General features: G+C 68.3%; 18 protein-coding genes. 13 read left to right on the forward strand and 5 right to left on the reverse strand.

Features of this window, described 5'->3' with window-relative positions; all coding sequences use genetic code 11:
- The first annotated feature begins 78 nt into the window (after window positions 1-78).
- From AB0H49_RS32920 to AB0H49_RS32970, 11 genes are all read left to right on the forward strand, one after another.
- Window positions 79-1,683 carry an anthranilate synthase component I gene (locus AB0H49_RS32920; protein WP_355004122.1) on the forward strand — a complete coding sequence of 535 codons (1,605 nt, stop codon included), beginning with the start codon at window positions 79-81 and terminating at the stop codon, window positions 1,681-1,683.
- Window positions 1,680-2,537 carry a TIGR02234 family membrane protein gene (locus tag AB0H49_RS32925; RefSeq protein WP_355004121.1) on the forward strand — a complete coding sequence of 286 codons (858 nt, stop codon included), beginning with the start codon at window positions 1,680-1,682 and terminating at the stop codon, window positions 2,535-2,537. The genes AB0H49_RS32920 and AB0H49_RS32925 overlap by 4 nt, the downstream gene beginning before the upstream one ends.
- Before the next feature lie 183 nt (window positions 2,538-2,720).
- Window positions 2,721-3,539, forward strand: a complete 819-nt coding sequence (gene trpC, locus AB0H49_RS32930; protein ID WP_067846729.1) for an indole-3-glycerol phosphate synthase TrpC — start codon at window positions 2,721-2,723, stop codon at window positions 3,537-3,539.
- Window positions 3,539-4,801 (forward strand): tryptophan synthase subunit beta, encoded by a 1,263-nt coding sequence (gene trpB / locus AB0H49_RS32935; protein ID WP_355004120.1) that lies wholly within the window; start codon window positions 3,539-3,541, stop codon window positions 4,799-4,801. The genes trpC and trpB overlap by 1 nt, the downstream gene beginning before the upstream one ends.
- Window positions 4,798-5,598, forward strand: coding sequence for a tryptophan synthase subunit alpha (gene trpA, locus AB0H49_RS32940; protein WP_357256749.1), 801 nt, complete (start codon window positions 4,798-4,800; stop codon window positions 5,596-5,598). The genes trpB and trpA overlap by 4 nt, the downstream gene beginning before the upstream one ends.
- Window positions 5,599-5,773: 175 nt before the next feature.
- A complete protein-coding gene (lgt, locus tag AB0H49_RS32945; protein WP_357256751.1) occupies window positions 5,774-7,033 on the forward strand; it encodes a prolipoprotein diacylglyceryl transferase in 1,260 nt (419 codons plus the stop codon).
- A gap of 232 nt (window positions 7,034-7,265) precedes the next feature.
- Window positions 7,266-7,721, forward strand: coding sequence for a TM2 domain-containing protein (locus tag AB0H49_RS32950; RefSeq protein ID WP_355004117.1), 456 nt, complete (start codon window positions 7,266-7,268; stop codon window positions 7,719-7,721).
- Between the two features lie 168 nt (window positions 7,722-7,889).
- Window positions 7,890-8,645 (forward strand): amino acid ABC transporter substrate-binding protein, encoded by a 756-nt coding sequence (locus AB0H49_RS32955; protein ID WP_357256753.1) that lies wholly within the window; start codon window positions 7,890-7,892, stop codon window positions 8,643-8,645.
- Between the two features lie 6 nt (window positions 8,646-8,651).
- Window positions 8,652-9,320 (forward strand): amino acid ABC transporter permease, encoded by a 669-nt coding sequence (locus AB0H49_RS32960; protein ID WP_357256755.1) that lies wholly within the window; start codon window positions 8,652-8,654, stop codon window positions 9,318-9,320.
- 70 nt (window positions 9,321-9,390) lie between these two features.
- Window positions 9,391-10,812 (forward strand): pyruvate kinase, encoded by a 1,422-nt coding sequence (gene pyk / locus AB0H49_RS32965; protein WP_355004115.1) that lies wholly within the window; start codon window positions 9,391-9,393, stop codon window positions 10,810-10,812.
- A 94-nt stretch (window positions 10,813-10,906) separates the two neighbouring features.
- The gene (locus AB0H49_RS32970) at window positions 10,907-11,719 is read left to right on the forward strand and encodes an acyl-CoA thioesterase II (RefSeq protein ID WP_357256769.1); all 813 of its coding nucleotides are present in this window, start codon (window positions 10,907-10,909) and stop codon (window positions 11,717-11,719) included.
- 51 nt (window positions 11,720-11,770) lie between these two features.
- Here the strand turns inward: AB0H49_RS32970 and AB0H49_RS32975 are convergent, their stop codons facing one another.
- The 4 genes from AB0H49_RS32975 to AB0H49_RS32990 all read right to left on the reverse strand — a co-directional run bounded on the left by AB0H49_RS32975 (window position 11,771) and on the right by AB0H49_RS32990 (window position 13,878).
- Complete coding sequence (locus AB0H49_RS32975; RefSeq protein WP_355004114.1) at window positions 11,771-12,142, reverse strand: hypothetical protein; 372 nt, start codon at window positions 12,140-12,142, stop codon at window positions 11,771-11,773.
- Complete coding sequence (locus tag AB0H49_RS32980) at window positions 12,139-12,504, reverse strand: hypothetical protein (RefSeq protein ID WP_357256757.1); 366 nt, start codon at window positions 12,502-12,504, stop codon at window positions 12,139-12,141. Before AB0H49_RS32980 ends, AB0H49_RS32975 begins: the two co-directional genes overlap by 4 nt.
- A 13-nt stretch (window positions 12,505-12,517) precedes the next feature.
- Window positions 12,518-13,138 (reverse strand): low molecular weight phosphatase family protein, encoded by a 621-nt coding sequence (locus tag AB0H49_RS32985; RefSeq protein ID WP_355004112.1) that lies wholly within the window; start codon window positions 13,136-13,138, stop codon window positions 12,518-12,520.
- A gap of 227 nt (window positions 13,139-13,365) precedes the next feature.
- Window positions 13,366-13,878, reverse strand: coding sequence for a DUF4188 domain-containing protein (locus tag AB0H49_RS32990; protein WP_355004111.1), 513 nt, complete (start codon window positions 13,876-13,878; stop codon window positions 13,366-13,368).
- Window positions 13,879-14,558: 680 nt separating this feature from the next.
- Between AB0H49_RS32990 and AB0H49_RS32995 the strand changes: the two genes are divergently transcribed.
- Together AB0H49_RS32995 and AB0H49_RS33000 are read left to right on the forward strand one after the other, a co-directional pair.
- Window positions 14,559-15,074, forward strand: coding sequence for a type II toxin-antitoxin system prevent-host-death family antitoxin (locus AB0H49_RS32995; protein ID WP_357256760.1), 516 nt, complete (start codon window positions 14,559-14,561; stop codon window positions 15,072-15,074).
- Complete coding sequence (locus AB0H49_RS33000) at window positions 15,071-15,328, forward strand: Txe/YoeB family addiction module toxin (RefSeq protein WP_357256762.1); 258 nt, start codon at window positions 15,071-15,073, stop codon at window positions 15,326-15,328. The genes AB0H49_RS32995 and AB0H49_RS33000 overlap by 4 nt, the downstream gene beginning before the upstream one ends.
- Window positions 15,329-15,718: 390 nt before the next feature.
- Here the strand turns inward: AB0H49_RS33000 and AB0H49_RS33005 are convergent, their stop codons facing one another.
- Complete coding sequence (locus AB0H49_RS33005) at window positions 15,719-15,892, reverse strand: hypothetical protein (protein ID WP_357256764.1); 174 nt, start codon at window positions 15,890-15,892, stop codon at window positions 15,719-15,721.
- Window positions 15,893-16,488: the final 596 nt, after the last annotated feature.

Below are 16,488 nucleotides of genomic sequence, written 5' to 3' on the forward strand. Positions count from 1 at the left end.
AGTCGGCGGCGACGCGCCGATGGCGGCCTTGGACCGGGCCGGACGAAGTCCGAGCGTCCGCCCTGGGATGATGGAGGAATGCCTGGCGCGTCCACTCCCACCACCACGACCCGCGAACAGTTCCATCTGCTCGCCGCGGAACACCGGGTGGTCCCCGTGACCCGAAAGGTGCTGGCGGACTCCGAAACTCCGCTGTCGGCCTATCGCAAGCTGGCCGCCGATCGGGCGGGCACCTTCCTGTTCGAGTCCGCCGAGAACGGACGGTCCTGGTCGCGCTGGTCGTTCATCGGCGCGGGCAGCCCGTCGGCGCTGACCGTGGTGGACGGCGAAGCGGCCTGGCTCGGCAACATCCCGGTGGACGCTCCCTCCGGCGGCGACCCGCTGCTCGCGCTGCGCGAGACGCTGCAACTGTTGCGCACCGAGCGGCTGCCCGATCTGCCGCCGCTGACCGGCGGCATGGTCGGCTACCTCGGCTACGACGCGGTGCGCCGCATCGAGCGGCTGCCCAACCTGGCCGCCGACGACCTGCGACTGCCCGAGATGGTGCTGCTGCTGGCCACCGACCTGGCCGCCTTCGACCACCACGAGGGCGCCATCACCCTGATCGCCAACGCCGTGAACTGGAACGGCACCGCCGACCGGGTCGACGAGGCCTACGACGACGCGGTCGCGCGGCTGGACCGGATGACCGAGGCGCTCGCCGCGCCCGCCCAGTCCACCGTCTCGGTCTTCGACCAGCCCGAGCCGCAGTACCGCCGCCAGCGCACCTCCGACGAATTCGGCGCGGGCGTGCGCAGGTTGGTCAAGGAGATCGAGGCGGGCGAGGCGTTCCAGGTCGTGCTCTCCCAGCGGTTCGAGATGGATTACCACGGTGAGCCGCTCGACCTGTACCGGATGCTGCGGGCCTCCAACCCGAGTCCGTACATGTACCTGATCCACGTCCCCGACGGCGAGGGCGGCACCGCCTTCTCCATCGTCGGCTCCAGCCCGGAATCGCTGGTGACCGTGAAGGAGGGCGTGGCGACCACGCACCCGATCGCGGGCACTCGCTGGCGCGGCGTCACCGAGGAGGACGACCTGCTGCTGGAGAAGGGCCTGCTCGCCGACGAGAAGGAGAACGCCGAGCACCTGATGCTCGTCGATCTCGGGCGCAACGATCTCGGGCGGGTCTGCCAGCCGGGCACGGTGCGCGTCACCGAGTACCGGCATATCGAGCGCTACAGCCACGTCATGCACTTGGTGTCGACGGTGTCGGGACGGCTGAAGCCGGGCAAGGTCGCGTTGGACGCGGTGAGCGCCTGCTTCCCGGCGGGCACGCTCTCGGGTGCGCCGAAGGTGCGCGCGATGGAACTCATCGAGGAACTCGAGCCGACGCGGCGCGGCGTCTACGGCGGTGTCGTGGGCTACCTCGACTTCGCGGGCGACGCGGACACCGCGATCGCCATCCGCACCGCCCTGCTCAAGGACGGCGTCGCCTACGTCCAGGCGGGCGCGGGCGTGGTCGCCGACTCCGACCCGGACTACGAGGACGTGGAATCGCGCAACAAGGCGATGGCGGTGCTGAAGGCCGTCGCCGCCGCCGAGACCGTGCGCGCGTACGGTGCTGCGGGTTCCGCCTCCGAAGCCGATGCCGCGCCCACGGGCGATGCCGATGCGGCGAACCGAGACGGCGGAACCCTATGACCAACGAACCCGACCGACATCCGCGCGCCTCGGCCGAACCCGACGAGTCGTCCGCGGCCGAGGCGGTCGCGCCCCCCGGCCGCGCCGAAGGACGTCGGTACCCGGTCGGGGCCATCGTGCTTCTCGCGCTCGCCGCGGCGCTGATGTGGGGCTCGTCGAGGCTGACCTGGGTGACGGTGTCGTCCTCGGACGGGCTCACCGAACCGCGCACCGACGAGCTGAACGGCAGCGTCTGGTTCGGGGCGCTCACCCCGCTGGCGCTGGTGCTGCTCGCGGCCATCGCCGCGCTGCTCGCCACCAAGGGATGGCTGCGCCGGATGGTCGGTGTGCTCGTCGCGCTCGTCGCCGCGGTGACCGCCGTGCCCGCCTTCGCATTGCTCACCGGACAGGGCGCGACGGCGGAGCGCGCCGCCGCGCTGGCCGAGTTGCCCGGCCGCGCCACGGTCACGGAGGTGATTACCGCCCCGTTGCCCGCGGTGCTCACGTTGGCCGCCGCGTTCGCCGCGTTCGCCGCCGGTGTCCTGCTCGCCAGGATGCCGAGGGAATCGGGCAGGCTCTCCGGAAAGTACGAGAGTCCGGTGGTCCGTCGCGAGGCCGCCACCGAAGAGGTGACCAAGCGGCGCGCCGCGGACGACTCCGGGCAACTCTCCGAGCGGGTGCTGTGGGACGCGCTGGACGCGGGCACCGATCCGACGGACGACACGCCCGGCGCGATGCCGGATTCGGGCGACCGCGCGGTGTCCGAATCGCGCGAAAACGTGAATCCGATTGCGCGCGAGGGAGACGAGCCCGATTCGCCCGACACCGCCGCGTCGAACCCGCGCGACCGTGCGGCGGACGGCGGTGCGGGCTGACGTGACCGCCCAGACCACGTCCCGTGGGTTCCCCGCATGGTGCGACCGCAGGTCGGCCGCGGAGCTGAACCCCGGCGGCAAGACAAGAGGTAAGGCCATTTATTCTTTGTCAGCATCGGTGAGACAGCGCCTGGGGGGATTCTCAGGCAGCAAGTCCGTCTCCCCAGAAAGGATTCGAGCCAGATGACGGTACTCGACTCGATTCTCGACGGGGTCCGCGCGGATGTGGCCGCACGGGAAGCCCTCTTGGACTTCCCCGCCATCAAGGCCGCAGCCGCCGCCGCGCCCGCCCCGCTGGACGCGCGCGCCGCACTCCTGGAAGACGGCATCGGCGTCATCGCCGAGGTCAAGCGGGCGAGCCCGTCCAAGGGACCGCTGGCCGACATCCCGGATCCCGCGAGCCTGGCCAAGGCCTACGAGGACGGCGGCGCCCGCATCATCAGCGTGCTCACCGAGGGACGCCGTTTCGGCGGCTCGCTCGACGACCTGGACGCGGTGCGCGCCACCGTGAACATCCCGATCCTGCGCAAGGATTTCGTGGTCGGTCCCTACCAGATCCACGAGGCACGCGCGCACGGCGCCGACGTCATCCTGCTGATCGTCGCGGCGCTCGAGCAGGACGTGCTCTCCTCGCTCATCGATCGCACCGAATCGCTCGGCATGACCGCGCTGGTCGAGGTGCACACCGAGGAAGAGGCCGACCGCGCGCTCTCCGCGGGCGCGTCGGTGATCGGCGTGAACGCCCGCAACCTCAAGACGCTCGAGGTGGACCGCGACGTGTTCGCACGCATCGCTCCCGGGCTGCCCACCGAGGTCATCCGGATCGCCGAGTCCGGCATCCGCGGCACCGCCGACCTGCTGGCCTATGCCGGTGCGGGCGCGGACGCCGTGCTCGTCGGCGAGGGTCTGGTGACCAGCGGCGATCCGCGCGCGGCAGTGTCGGAGCTGGTGACCGCGGGCACCCACCCGTCCTGCCCCAAGCCGGCCCGACGGGGCCGGTGATGGCGGTGCACGGACTACCCCAGGCCAGCGCGGGCGTCGCTCATCCGAGTTCGCACGAACCGGATCTCGGCGGCCACTTCGGCGTCTACGGCGGCAGGCACGTGCCCGAGGCGCTGATGGCGGTGATCGAGGAGGTCACCGCCGAGTACGAGAAGTGCCGCGCCGACCACACCTTCCTGGACGAGCTGGACCGCCTGCAGCGCGACTACACCGGACGTCCTTCGCCGGTGTTCGAGTGCAAGCGGCTCGCCGAGCACGCCGGCGGTGCGCGCATCCTGCTCAAGCGCGAGGACCTGAACCACACCGGCTCGCACAAGATCAACAACGTGCTCGGCCAGGCGCTGCTGGCCAAGCGGATGGGCAAGACCCGTGTCATCGCGGAGACCGGCGCGGGCCAGCACGGCGTCGCCACCGCCACCGCGTGCGCGCTGCTCGGCTTGGACTGCGTCATCTACATGGGCGCGGTCGACACCGCCCGCCAGGCGCTGAACGTGGCGCGGATGCGGCTGCTCGGCGCCGAGGTCATCTCGGTGACCACCGGCTCGCAGACGCTCAAGGACGCCATCAACGAGGCGCTGCGCGACTGGGTCACCAACGCCGAACAGACCTACTACTGCTTCGGCACGGCCGCGGGCCCGCACCCGTTCCCGCTCATGGTGCGCGACCTCCAGCGCATCGTCGGCCTCGAGGCGCGCCAGCAGGTGCAGGACCTGACCGGCAGGCTGCCCGACGCGGTGACCGCGTGCGTCGGCGGCGGCTCCAACGCGATCGGCATCTTCCACGCCTTCCTCGACGATCCGGCCGTCCGGCTGATCGGCTACGAGGCGGCGGGCGACGGCGTCGACACCGGCAGGCACGCCGCGACCTTCACCGGCGGCACGCCGGGCGCGTTCCAGGGCGCCTACTCGTACCTGCTGCAGGACGAGGACGGTCAGACCATCGAATCCCATTCCATCTCCGCGGGATTGGACTACCCGGGCGTCGGCCCCGAGCACGCCTACCTCAAGGACATCGGCCGCGCCGAGTACCTGCCCATCACCGACACCGAGGCGATGGACGCGCTGCTGCTGCTCAGCCGCGCCGAGGGCATCATTCCGGCGATCGAGTCCGCGCACGCCGTGGCGGGCGCGCTGAAGCTCGGCGAGGAACTCGGCCCCGGCGCGATCATCCTGGTCAACCTGTCCGGCCGCGGCGACAAGGACATGGACACCGCGGCCCGCTGGTTCGGGCTGTTCGACGCACCGCAGGAGACCGAGTCGTGAGTCAGCAGTCCCGTCTCGCCAACACCTTCGCCGCGGCGCGCGCGGAGAACCGGGCCGCGCTCATCGGCTACCTGCCCGCGGGCTACCCGGACCTGGCCGGTTCCATCGACGTCTGCCGCGCGATGGTCGAATCCGGTTGCGACATCATCGAAGTCGGCGTCGCCTACTCCGACCCGGTGATGGACGGCCCGACCATCCAGGCCGCCGCCGAGCAGGCGCTGCGCGGCGGTGTGCGGGTGCGCGACGTGTTCACGGTGGTCGAGTCGATCGCCGAGGCGGGCGGCAAGGCCGTGGTGATGACCTACTGGAACCCGGTGCTCAAGTACGGCGTCGACCGTTTCGCGCGCGATCTCGCCGAGGCGGGCGGCGCGGGTCTCATCACGCCGAACCTCATCCCGGAGGAGGCCGACGACTGGTTCGTCGCCTCGGCCGCGCACGATCTGGACCGCATCTTCCTCGTCGCGCCGTCCTCCACCGAGGAGCGACTGGTGAAGACGCTCGAGGCGAGCCGCGGTTTCATCTACGCGTCCTCGACCATGGGCGTCACCGGCGCACGCGACGTGGTGTCCTCCGCGGCGCCCGCACTGTGCGCTCGCGTCCGCTCGCACTCCGACATCCCGATCGGCGTCGGCCTCGGCGTCCGCAACGGCGCACAGGCCGCCGAGATCGCCAGCTACGCCGACGGCGTGATCGTGGGTTCGGCGCTGGTCACGGCGGCGGCCGACGGGCTGGACGCGGTGCGCGCGCTGACCCGCGAACTCGCCGACGGCGTACGCTCGGCGACCGTCGCCTCGTAGGACCTGTCCTCGGGCGGAGTCCGTCCAGAGCGCGCACGGCCGCGGCGAACGCGGAGGCACGCCCGGCCGGTAGTGCCGAGTGGAGGCCGTCGAAGTCCCGCGTACGGCCGGGGCGAGAGGCGGCGGGAGGCCCGCCGGATCGTGCGCTTCGCCGGTCCTCGGCTACGGTGGCCCCGTGACGTTACGAAGCGATGTGCTGGCCTATATCCCCAGCCCCCCGCAAGGCGTGTGGCAACTCGGGCCGATCCCGTTGCGGGCCTATGCCCTGTGCATCATCCTCGGCATCGTCGTCGCCATCTGGTGGGGCGAGCGGCGCTGGCAGGAGCGCGGCGGTCAGCAGGGCACGGTGCTGGACGTCGCCATGTTCGCGGTGCCGTTCGGCCTGGTCGGCGGGCGCCTCTACCACGTGGCCACGGACTGGCAGAAGTACTTCGGCGCGGGCGGCAACCCGATCGAGGCGCTCTACATCTGGCAGGGCGGGCTCGGCATCTGGGGCGCGGTATTCCTCGGCGGCGTCGGCGCCTGGATCGGCTGCCGGGTGTACCGCATCCCGCTGCCCGCTTTCGGCGACGCCATCGCGCCGCCGATCCTGCTGGCCCAGGCCATCGGCCGCCTCGGCAACTGGTTCAACCAGGAACTCTACGGCCGCGAGACCACCGTGCCCTGGGGCCTGGAGATCTACCCGAGGTTCGACGCCAACGGCGATCCCGACCCGATGAACGGCGTCTCCAACGACGTGGTCGAGAAGATCGTGCACCCGACGTTCCTCTACGAGTTGCTCTGGAACGTGCTGGTCGTGGTGCTGCTCGTGCAGATCGACAAGCGCTGGCGGATCGGCCATGGTCGGCTGTTCGCGCTCTACGTCGCGGGATACAGCTTCGGCCGGTTCTTCGTGGAGCTGATGCGCGACGACGAGGCCACCATGATCGCGGGCATCCGCGTCAACTCGTTCACCTCGGCGCTCGTCTTCCTCGCGGCCATCGCCTATTTCGTGTTCGCCACGAAGGGACGCGAGACCGCGGAGCAATTGCAACCCGGCGCGATGAACCGACCGTGGCCGTGGCAGATCGGCGCGTTGCGTGCCGCGGGCGCAACGGCGGCGACGGCCGGGGGCGGCGTGGCGCTGACCAAGGAGTCCGCGAAAGACGACGCGGGCGAATCGGACTCGGAATCGGGCCGGTTGGATGATCCCGGCGAGGCGACGTCGGAGAACTCCGACAGCGGCGAGTCGGCGACTATGAGCGCGGAGAAGTCCACCGAGGCTACGGCAGCGAGCTCGGCGAAGTCGCCGCACGGAGGCGAGAAGTCCACTGCGGCCGAGAAGTCCGCCGCGGTCGCGGAGACGGGTGCCTCCCCGGACGCGGACGAGTCCATCGAGGACGCGAAGTCCGCTGCCGGAGTGGGTGAGAAGTCCACCGCCGACAAGGGCGAGTAGCTCGCGACCGCGAAATCGACGGCGGTCGTAGGCAACACATTCACCACAGGGCGCGATAACCACACGGGGTCCGAGGAATCCAATTCCTCGGACCCCGTGCCCTATGGGCGCTGATGCGACAAAATCGATCGATTCCGGCGAGAATGACCGGTGATCGTCGCGGGCGTGCCCGTCGAGGCGATCGTCGAACCGGGGGCCAGCAATGGGTGCCCACTTGATGAGGAGGACATGAGTGACCGACCCTTACCAGAACAACCAGGGCTTCGGCGGCCCGCAGTACGGTCCGCCCGGTACGGGACCGGACCTGAACAAGGACGCTTCGGGCCAGCAGTACGGCCAGCCCGCCGACCCGTACGGTCAGCAGCAGCAGTTCGGCCAGCAGCCGGGTGGTTACCCGCCTGCCGCGCCGTACGGTCAGCCGCAGGGCTACAACCCGGCCGATCCGGAGGCGCCGTACGGCCGTGACGCGTTCGGCGTGCCGCTGTCCGACAAGCAGAAGATGATCGCGGGCATTCTGCAGCTGCTGGTCGGCACCCTGGGTATCGGTCGCTTCTACCTGGGGTACACGACCATCGGCATCCTGCAGATCGTCACCTGCGGTGGTTGCGGTATCTGGGCGCTCATCGACGGGATCATGATCCTCACCGGCAAGGTGCCCGACGCCAACGGGCGACCCCTGCGGGACTGATCGCCAGCCGAAGGGCGCCGCCGACAAGGCGGCGCCCTTCGTGTTTCCGCGACGCGACCTTTCGCGCACGTTGATCGAAATACTGTGCAACGGCCCGCGACGGGCGTAACTTGGGCCGGATCTGTGTGTCGTGTGTGGGGCCGTCCACGCACCGGAGAGAGGGATTTCGTGCGTCGCAAGCTGTTCGCCGCCGCCATGCTCGCCATCGTCGCCGCCACCGGCCTCACCGCCTGCGGTAGCGGCGACGACCCGAACGTGCTGAAGGTCGGCACCGAGGGCACCTACTCGCCGTTCAGCTACCAGGGCTCCGACGGCGCGCTCACCGGCTACGACGTCGACGTGGTCCGCGCCGTCGCCGATAAACTCGGCCGCAAGGTCGAGTTCGTGCAGACGCCGTGGGACGCGATTTTCGCGGGCCTGGAGTCCAAGCGCTTCGATCTGGTCGCCAACCAGGTCTCGATCACCGAGGAGCGCAAGAACAAGTACGAGCTCTCTCAGCCGTATACGACCTCCGAGGGCGTGATCGTCACCCGCGCCGACAACAACGCCATCACCTCGCTCGCCGATCTCGCTGGCAAGATCTCCGCGCAGTCCGCCACCAGCAACTGGAGTGCCGTCGCCGCGGGCGCCGGCGCGAAGGTGGAGGCCGTCGAGGGCTGGGTGCAGGCCATCCAGCTGCTGAAGAACGGCCGCGTCGACTGCACCGTCAACGACAACCTGGTGTTCAACGAGTACACCAAGACCTCCGGCGACAAGTCGGTGAAGATCGCCGCGCAGACCGGCGAGACCAGCACCATGGGCTTCGCCGCCCGAAAGGGCGACCCGTTGATCGCCGAGGTGAACCGCGCGCTGGACGAGCTGCGCGCCGAAGGCAGACTGGCGCAGATCTCGGAGAAGTACTTCGGCGTCGACGTCAGCAAATAACCGCCAGTGGACGCCGCGACCCGGGAGCTGATCTGGCGCAACCTGTGGCCGATGCTCGAGGCCACCGTCACCAAAACCATTCCGCTCACCGCGATCAGCTTCGTGATCGGTTTGGCGCTCGCGCTGTTCGTCGCGCTGGCGCGGATGTCGCCGACCTGGCTGCTGTCCGCGCCCGCGCGCTTCTACATCTCGATCATCCGCGGCACGCCGCTGCTGGTGCAGCTGTTCATCGTGTTCTACGCGCTGCCGCAGTTCGACATCGTCATCGATCCGTTCCCGGCGGCGGTGATCGCGTTCAGCCTGAATGTCGGTGGCTACGCGGCGGAGGTGGTGCGCGCCGCGATCCTGTCGGTCGCGCACGGCCAGTGGGAGGCGGCGCAGGCGCTCGGCATGTCGTATCCGATGATGCTGCGGCTGATCATCCTGCCGCAGGCCGCGCGCATCGCGGTGCCGCCGCTGTCGAACACGCTCATCTCGCTGGTCAAGGACACCTCGCTGGCGTCGACCATCCTGGTCACCGAACTGCTGCGCACCGCCCAGCTGGCGGCCGCGCCGACCTTCGACTTCTTCGCCCTCTACGGGGTGGCCGCGCTGTACTACTGGGTCATCTGCCTGATCCTCGGCTTCGGTCAGACTCGCCTGGAGACCCACCTGTCCCGGCACGTCGCCAGGTGAGGACCAGTTCACCAATTCTTCACCGAGGCCACGACGGGCCCACGCCACCCGGCAGGACTAGGCTCTACTCGTGATGCGACGGACGAAGATTGTGTGCACGCTCGGCCCGGCCACTGCCACCGAGGACCGTATCCGCGAACTCGTCGAGAGCGGGATGGACGTTGCGCGGCTGAACTTCAGCCACGGCGAGCACGCGGACCACGCCGAGAACTACAAGAAGGTGCGGCAGGCCTCGGACCACGTCGGCAGAGCGGTCGGCATCCTGGCCGATCTACAGGGCCCCAAGATCCGGCTCGGCCGGTTCACCGAGGGCCGTACGGTGTGGGCGACCGGCGAAGAAGTGCGCATCACCGTAGACGACGTGGACGGTAGCCACAGCCGCGTCTCGACCACCTACAAGGAGCTGGCCAAGGACGCCAAGCCCGGCGACCGCCTGCTCGTCGACGACGGCAAGGTCGGCCTGACGGTGACCGCCGTCGACGGCAACGACGTGGTCTGCCGGGTCACCGAGGGCGGACCGGTCTCCAACAACAAGGGCGTCTCGCTGCCCGGCATGGACGTCTCGGTGCCCGCGCTGTCCGAGAAGGACATCGAGGACCTGGAATTCGCGCTGAAGCTCGGCGTCGACTTCATCGCGCTCTCGTTCGTGCGCTCGCCCTCCGACGTGGAGCTGGTGCACGACGTGATGGACCGGGTCGGCAGGCGCGTCCCGGTGATCGGCAAGCTGGAGAAGCCCGAGGCCATCGACAACCTCGAGGCGATCGTGCTCGCCTTCGACGCGATCATGGTCGCGCGCGGCGACCTCGGCGTCGAGCTGCCGCTGGAGCAGGTGCCGCTGGTGCAGAAGAAGGCCATCCAGATGGCCAGGGAGAACGCCAAGCCGGTCATCGTCGCGACCCAGATGCTGGAGTCGATGATCGAGAACTCGCGCCCGACCCGCGCCGAGGCCTCGGACGTGGCCAACGCGGTGCTGGACGGTGCGGACGCGGTCATGCTCTCCGGTGAGACCTCGGTCGGCACGTACCCGATCGAGACGGTGCGCACCATGGCGCGAATCGTGCACGCGGTCGAGGCGGAGTCCTCCACCCGGGTGCCGCCGCTGACCCACGTGCCGCGCACCAAGCGCGGCGTCATCTCCTACGCCGCGCGCGACATCGGCGAGCGGCTCAACGCCAAGGCGCTGGTGGCGTTCACCCAGTCCGGCGACACCGTGCGCCGCCTGGCCCGCCTGCACACCCCGCTGCCGCTGCTCGCCTTCACCCCGCTGCCCGAGGTGCGCAGCCAGCTCGCGTTGACCTGGGGCACCGAGACGTTCATCGTGCCGACGGTCAAGACCACCGACGCGATGATCCACCAGGTGGACCAGGCGTTGCTGTCGATGGACCGATACAAGAAGGGTGACCTGGTGGTCATCGTGGCGGGCTCCCCGCCCGGTACTGTCGGTTCCACCAACCTGATCCACGTGCACCGTATCGGTGAGGAGGACCATTAGAGTGAGTGCTTCGCTAGGCGGCCACGTCGGCACCCAAGACCCGACGACGCGGTCCGATCTGGATGTGTTGCTCGGTCTGCTCGATCTCGAGCAGATGGACACCGACGTCTTCGTCGGTCACCATCCGGAGAAGGTCTGGAGCCGGACCTTCGGCGGACAGCTGGTCGCCCAGGCGATCGTGGCGGCCGGTCGCACCGTGGGCGACCGGCCCGTGCACGCCGTGAACGCGCACTTCGTGCGGGGCGGCGATCCGAAGCAGCCGATCGAGTACCGGGTGGACCGGCACCGGGACGGCCGCTCCTTCGCCAACCGCACGGTCACCGCGGTGCAGGACGATCAGGAGCTGTTCGTCATGCTGGCCGCCTTCCAGGACTGGGGCAAGGGGCTGGAGCACGCCCATCCCCACCCCGAGGTGCCGGATCCCGAGCAGTTGCCGCGCGTGGAGGAGAGCTTCGAAGGCTTGGAGGACAAGCTGGAGATGTTCGTCAACGCGCCGCACCCGATCGACATGCGCTACACCAACGACCCGGCCTGGATTCTGAAGGGCACGGGGGAGCGGCTCAACCACAACCGCGTCTGGATGCGCGCCGACGGCACACTGCCCGACGATCCGCTGATCCACGTCGCCACGCTCGGCTATTCGTCCGACACCACGGTGCTCGACTCGATCATCACCACGCACGGCCTGTCCTGGGGACTGGACCGGATCGTCGCGGCCACCGTGAACCACTCCATCTGGTTCCACCGTCCGTTCCGCTTCGACGACTGGGCCCTGTACTCCACCGAGTCCCCGGTCGCGGCGGGCTCGCGCGGCCTGGCCACCGGCCGGTTCTACTCGCGCAGCGGTGAACTCCTGACCACCACGGTGCAGGAAGGTCTGATCCGCCACTTCCCGTCGCGTCGGTGACCAGAAGCGCTAGGCACTGTCTCGGAGGCTAGCCGGACTTCGAGACAGGGCCTAGAGGATTTCCCGCTCGGTCTCGAAATCGAAGCTGTCCCTGCGCTGCGTGCTTATCGTCCGCGGCACATCGGGATCGGCGGTGCCGCAGGATGTTTCGATCATCAGCCGCCGTTCCAGCGCGGCCAGGCTCGGGGCGGTCAGATCGCGCGGTGCGCCGACCAGGCTGAGCGCGATCTCGTAGGTGCGGCGCGGGTCCGGATCGCTGCCCGGATGGCTTCCGCGCCATTGGGTTTCGAGCACCACGTGGGTGGGATCGTCGGGGTCGACGGGCAATGTGAAACGCCAGGCGAAGACGTCGCGGTCGTGCAGGTGGTCGTCCACCACCGCGCGAACCCTCTCGACGACTTGTTCGAGGATCTCTGGCGTCACATAAACATGAAGCGAAACATCCGAGATTCTCGGCATGTCTGGTTCCTGTCGTGTGTCGGACCACCAATGACTGATGCTGTCCGCCGGGAGTTTAATGCCTCGGTGCTCTCGCGCGACACAGCCGGGCGCGATTTCGGGCGTGCGTTCCGATTTCGCGGTGTTTGCCGGACGCCGAGTCCGGCCGGATTGCGCTGCGTCACCGGGTTGCGCTGCGTCACCGGGTTGCGCTGCGTCACCGGGTTGCGCTGTGTCACCGGGTTGCGCTGTGTCACCGGGTTGCGCTGTGTCACCGGGTTGCGCTGTGTCATCGAGTTGCCCGGTGCCAGCGGATTGCGCTGAACCACCGGATTGCGTTGTGTCACGGGATGAGCCGCGTCACCGGATGCGATGCGCCGCCAGGAAAGCCGAGAGCGGCGCGGGCGCGGCGCCCGGTTGCAGCACGAGTCCGGTGCGGTCGTCGTCTTCGGGCCGGGTTTGTGCGTGCGGCGCCAGCGCGAGCATCAGCGGCACCAGCGCTTCGGCGATGCGGTCGCCGACTTCACAATAGGCGGCCTCGGAAAGACCGACCGGGTCGGCGATGTTCTCCCTGCCGACCAAGGACAGATCGTTGCGGGCCAGATTCAGGTCGGCGACCGTGCGCGCGCCGGTGACCTTGGCGATCCGGTGCGCTTCCAGCAGCGTGAAAGTGCGTGCGGCGGCGCCGAATGCCATGTCGGCGGCTTGATCTCGGATTTGTTCGGTCATCGCGAGCACGAGATCGGCGCGGTCGATCATTTCCGGCTTGAGTTTGCGCGCGCGGAAACCCTCCGGATCCGCACCGAGACCGGAAATGGTTTGCGCGGTGAGCGGTTCGATGGGGAATCCGACCAGCGCGCGGGTGCCCGCGCTTTCCGCGGTGAGACCGGCGAGGTCGTGTTCGACGGCGAGAGCGCGGGTGAGCCGCTCGGCGATCACCGAACGGCAGACATTGCCGTTGCAGACGAACAGGACGTGCATGGGAATACGGTAATTCGGGCCGTCGCCGACCAGAAGGCGCGCGAGTTCGAATCACAGGTGCGCAGACACATATTCATCTCGGTGTCGCGTGCCGTACACAAAGCTCACCCGGGTATTCAGGCGGATTCTCGATGCGCGTCACGATCGAGCGCCGGGCTTATCGCTGTACTTACCCAGACGATTCGACCTTCAATCATCGACCCGTCATCGCGGCGTTGTGCGCTCACTCACTCGTATTCATCTCGGTAATAAGCCTTTTCGGCGATCACCGGCGCGACTTTCGCCTTTTCGCCATGTACTCGCCCGCGCGTCGAGAACATCGGCCCGCGGGAGGCGACCACCGGGGCGAACCGAGCCATCCCCGTCGCGGGCGCCATGTCGTCGTACATCGCGTCGATGCCGCCGCGCGCGAAGTAGGCCTCGTGCCAGAACCCCGTCCCCCCCGAGTCCTTCAGGAATCTCGCCCACCATTCCCGGTGCGGCTCCGACCGCGTCCACCGCTCGAGGCTGTCCAGATCGCGCCAGTACTGCCGCGCACCCCAGTGCGGCGGAAACAACCCCCACACGACGTCCTCGTGCAGCAGCAGCCCGTCCGGCCGGTCCCGATGCGACCGATACAGCTTCGGCCCCAGCCCCAGCAGCCGCAGCATCCCCCGCGGCCGCCGCACCCGCATCCCGAGGTAGACGACGACCAGATCCGGATACCCGGACAGATCCACGGTCATCCTGCTCACCCGCATACCGCAACCTCCGCAACGGCGCGCACTCCTACGCCCCACCCTACGAGGTACGTGCGAGCCGCCACGTCGGTTCATCCGGATGCTCGCCGCACGCGGCGGCGAGGTTCGCGCCGACACCGCCGACGAGGTGATGGAGGCCGAGCCGTCATCCGGCAGGCAGCGAGACTGCCGGTAAGCGATTCGCCACTGAATCGCCGCGAAGTCTTCCCATGCAGTCCTGAAACGCTGCCGAAGGACCAGCGTGAGCGATGCAGCCAAGCCAGCCACTGGAAGGGGGTCCGGGGGGCGAAGCCCCGCCGGGCGGGGTCTGGGGGTTGCACCCCCAGATGAGCGCGAACACCAATGCCCCGGCGCAGCCGCGAAGCGCGCAAGCAGGGCAATCCCAGCATTGGTGCCGAGTGTGGGACTCGAACCCACACGTCCTTTCGGACAACGGTTTTTGAGATTGTCCCTCTCGACGTTTGCAGGGATTGGCGGTCGTCGGGGCCGATCGCGATAGGCGGACGAGCAGTGGATTTGCTTGTTGGCTTCGTTGGCGGTAGCTGGTTGCGCTGTGCACTGCTGCGGACAGATTGCGGACTGCGGACCAGTGGCGGGATATGCGGACGACCATCTCGCTTCGGTGTGGTTTCGGGCCCGGCCATCGACATCCCTGTACAGCATCCTGTACATTGTTTTGCATGAAGCCAATGAGCTACACCGAGGCCCGTGCGAACTTCGCATCGGTTCTCGACAGTGCGACCGAAGACCTTGAAGAGGTGGTGGTCACTCGCGCGGGCCATGAACCCGCCGTCGTTGTCGCACTGAGTGAGTATCAGGCGTTACAGGAGACCGCGTATCTGCTGGGCAATCCGGCTAACGCCCGACACCTCGAACGTTCTATTGCAGAGCATCGTGGCGGCATCGCAACGCCAAGGGAGCTGGTGGACATCGATGAGGACGAGGTCGGCGAGCAGGCAAACCCTCAGCGGCGGAAGGTGCGTTTAAAGGGCCCCCGCGACCCACACCTTGAAGTCGCGTATCCAGGGATCGCGGTTCGCTGGCTCGATCTTGAGGCCGCCGACCGCATCAAAGAGTTTGCGAAAGCACTCGATCCCGACCAGTACTCAAGTTTCGTAGGCTTGTACCGCCAACTGTTGACGCACCTGGATCCTGAAGCCGAACGCGAGGTAGCTCGTCGCAAGGTGGACAAGTGAAGCTGACGTTCACCGATTCTGCCTGGGACGACTACGAGTGGTGGCAGAGTAACGACAGGCGGATTTTGCGCCGGATCAACAAGCTCATTGAGGACATCAGGCGCAACGGCAATGAAGGAATGGGGAAGCCCGAACCGTTGAGACATGCCCTAGCGGGCTACTGGTCGCGGCGGATCACCGCTGAACATCGGATCGTGTACGCGGTCGAGGATGACGCAGTTGTGATCATCTCGTGCCGATACCACTACGAGTGACTTGCGCTGAGGTTTGGCCCTGCTGAATGGTGGTCTGCACTCATCGGGGGCTGGCTTCACCGCCTGCCCCGTAGGGCCTGCCCTTCACGCGTGGAGGCTCACGGGTCAAGGGTGGCGTAGCCATCACGGAGTGACGCCGTAGGCGCCCTTGAAGCGTGAGGGGCGCGGGAACACAATGCAGGCCACCATTCAGCAGGGCCACGCGGCCGGAGGTCGCGCGATCTATTTAGGTGCGCTGTCGCGCACGGGTGGAAGGACGAATTCCCCGTGCGGGACAGCTGCCCTGAGGGTCCGGGCCTGGGGTCGGCGTCGTTGGCGACCCGCTATCCGGCGTCGTTGACGGATGGCCCGGACTGAGAGGTGGAGGGGGCCGAAGCCCCCTGTGCTGGGTCAGGCGTAGCGCTCCATGCGGTCGAGGGCGGCGAAGAACTCGTCGGAGTCGAAGTCGTAGCGGTCGGCGCACCGCTGGCAGAACTCGCCGTGGCGGGCGTCGAGGACGGTGGCCTCGGAGAAGCAGAGGTCGCAGGAGTAGTAGACCGTGGTGCCGATCCAGTTCTTAGCCATGGTGAGGGTCCTTCCCGGTCGTGGTGGGCTTGCTGAGGACGGCTCGATCACTGGTCAGGTGGGTGTCAAGAGTGGGCGAATGCCCATCACGTAGTGACGCCGTAGGCGCTCTTGACTCCCACCTGGGCGGTGATAGTCCTCGAATAAGCAAGCCCGCCGCGATCGGGAAGGACAACGCAAGGCGAAGGATCGGCGCCACGGTCTACGGACGTGACAGGCAGCTGGAACTGGGCCACCCGTCCTCGACGCTCGCCACGGCGAGTTCTGCTGGTGACGATCGGCTGGGACTTCGACTCCGACGAGTTCTTCGAACGGGACCACAGCCGGTTGACCGGGCAGAGTGCCGGGCTGATTCGTGCTCGGCTGCGGGAGGTCAGTCCGGTAGGGCAGACGACGTGCCCAGCACTGCTCGGTCGTTGCGTAAAGCGATCAGACAGGAATGGGTGGCCGTGCTACCACGTCGCCAAAGCGGATGCCATTGCCGCCGAACAGGACCCACTTGCGCCCGCGGCGGCTCCCTACGCGCCGCCGACGCGCCGACGCGCCGCGTACGGCGCCTTATCAGTACGCGCTGCGCGTCGCAGCGCGGCGGCGGC

Source organism: Nocardia sp. NPDC050713 (assembly GCF_040654315.1).
GTDB lineage: Bacteria > Actinomycetota > Actinomycetes > Mycobacteriales > Mycobacteriaceae > Nocardia.

Coding starts and splice junctions, on each gene's coding strand:
- AB0H49_RS32920 (WP_355004122.1), top strand. CDS start 79: ATGCCTGGCGCGTCCACTCCCACCACCACGACCCGCGAACAGTTCCAT.
- AB0H49_RS32925 (WP_355004121.1), top strand. CDS start 1,680: ATGACCAACGAACCCGACCGACATCCGCGCGCCTCGGCCGAACCCGAC.
- trpC (WP_067846729.1), top strand. CDS start 2,721: ATGACGGTACTCGACTCGATTCTCGACGGGGTCCGCGCGGATGTGGCC.
- trpB (WP_355004120.1), top strand. CDS start 3,539: ATGGCGGTGCACGGACTACCCCAGGCCAGCGCGGGCGTCGCTCATCCG.
- AB0H49_RS32970 (WP_357256769.1), top strand. CDS start 10,907: ATGGACACCGACGTCTTCGTCGGTCACCATCCGGAGAAGGTCTGGAGC.
- AB0H49_RS32985 (WP_355004112.1), bottom strand. CDS start 13,138: ATGCACGTCCTGTTCGTCTGCAACGGCAATGTCTGCCGTTCGGTGATC.
- AB0H49_RS32990 (WP_355004111.1), bottom strand. CDS start 13,878: ATGCGGGTGAGCAGGATGACCGTGGATCTGTCCGGGTATCCGGATCTG.
- AB0H49_RS32995 (WP_357256760.1), top strand. CDS start 14,559: ATGAAGCCAATGAGCTACACCGAGGCCCGTGCGAACTTCGCATCGGTT.
- AB0H49_RS33005 (WP_357256764.1), bottom strand. CDS start 15,892: ATGGCTAAGAACTGGATCGGCACCACGGTCTACTACTCCTGCGACCTC.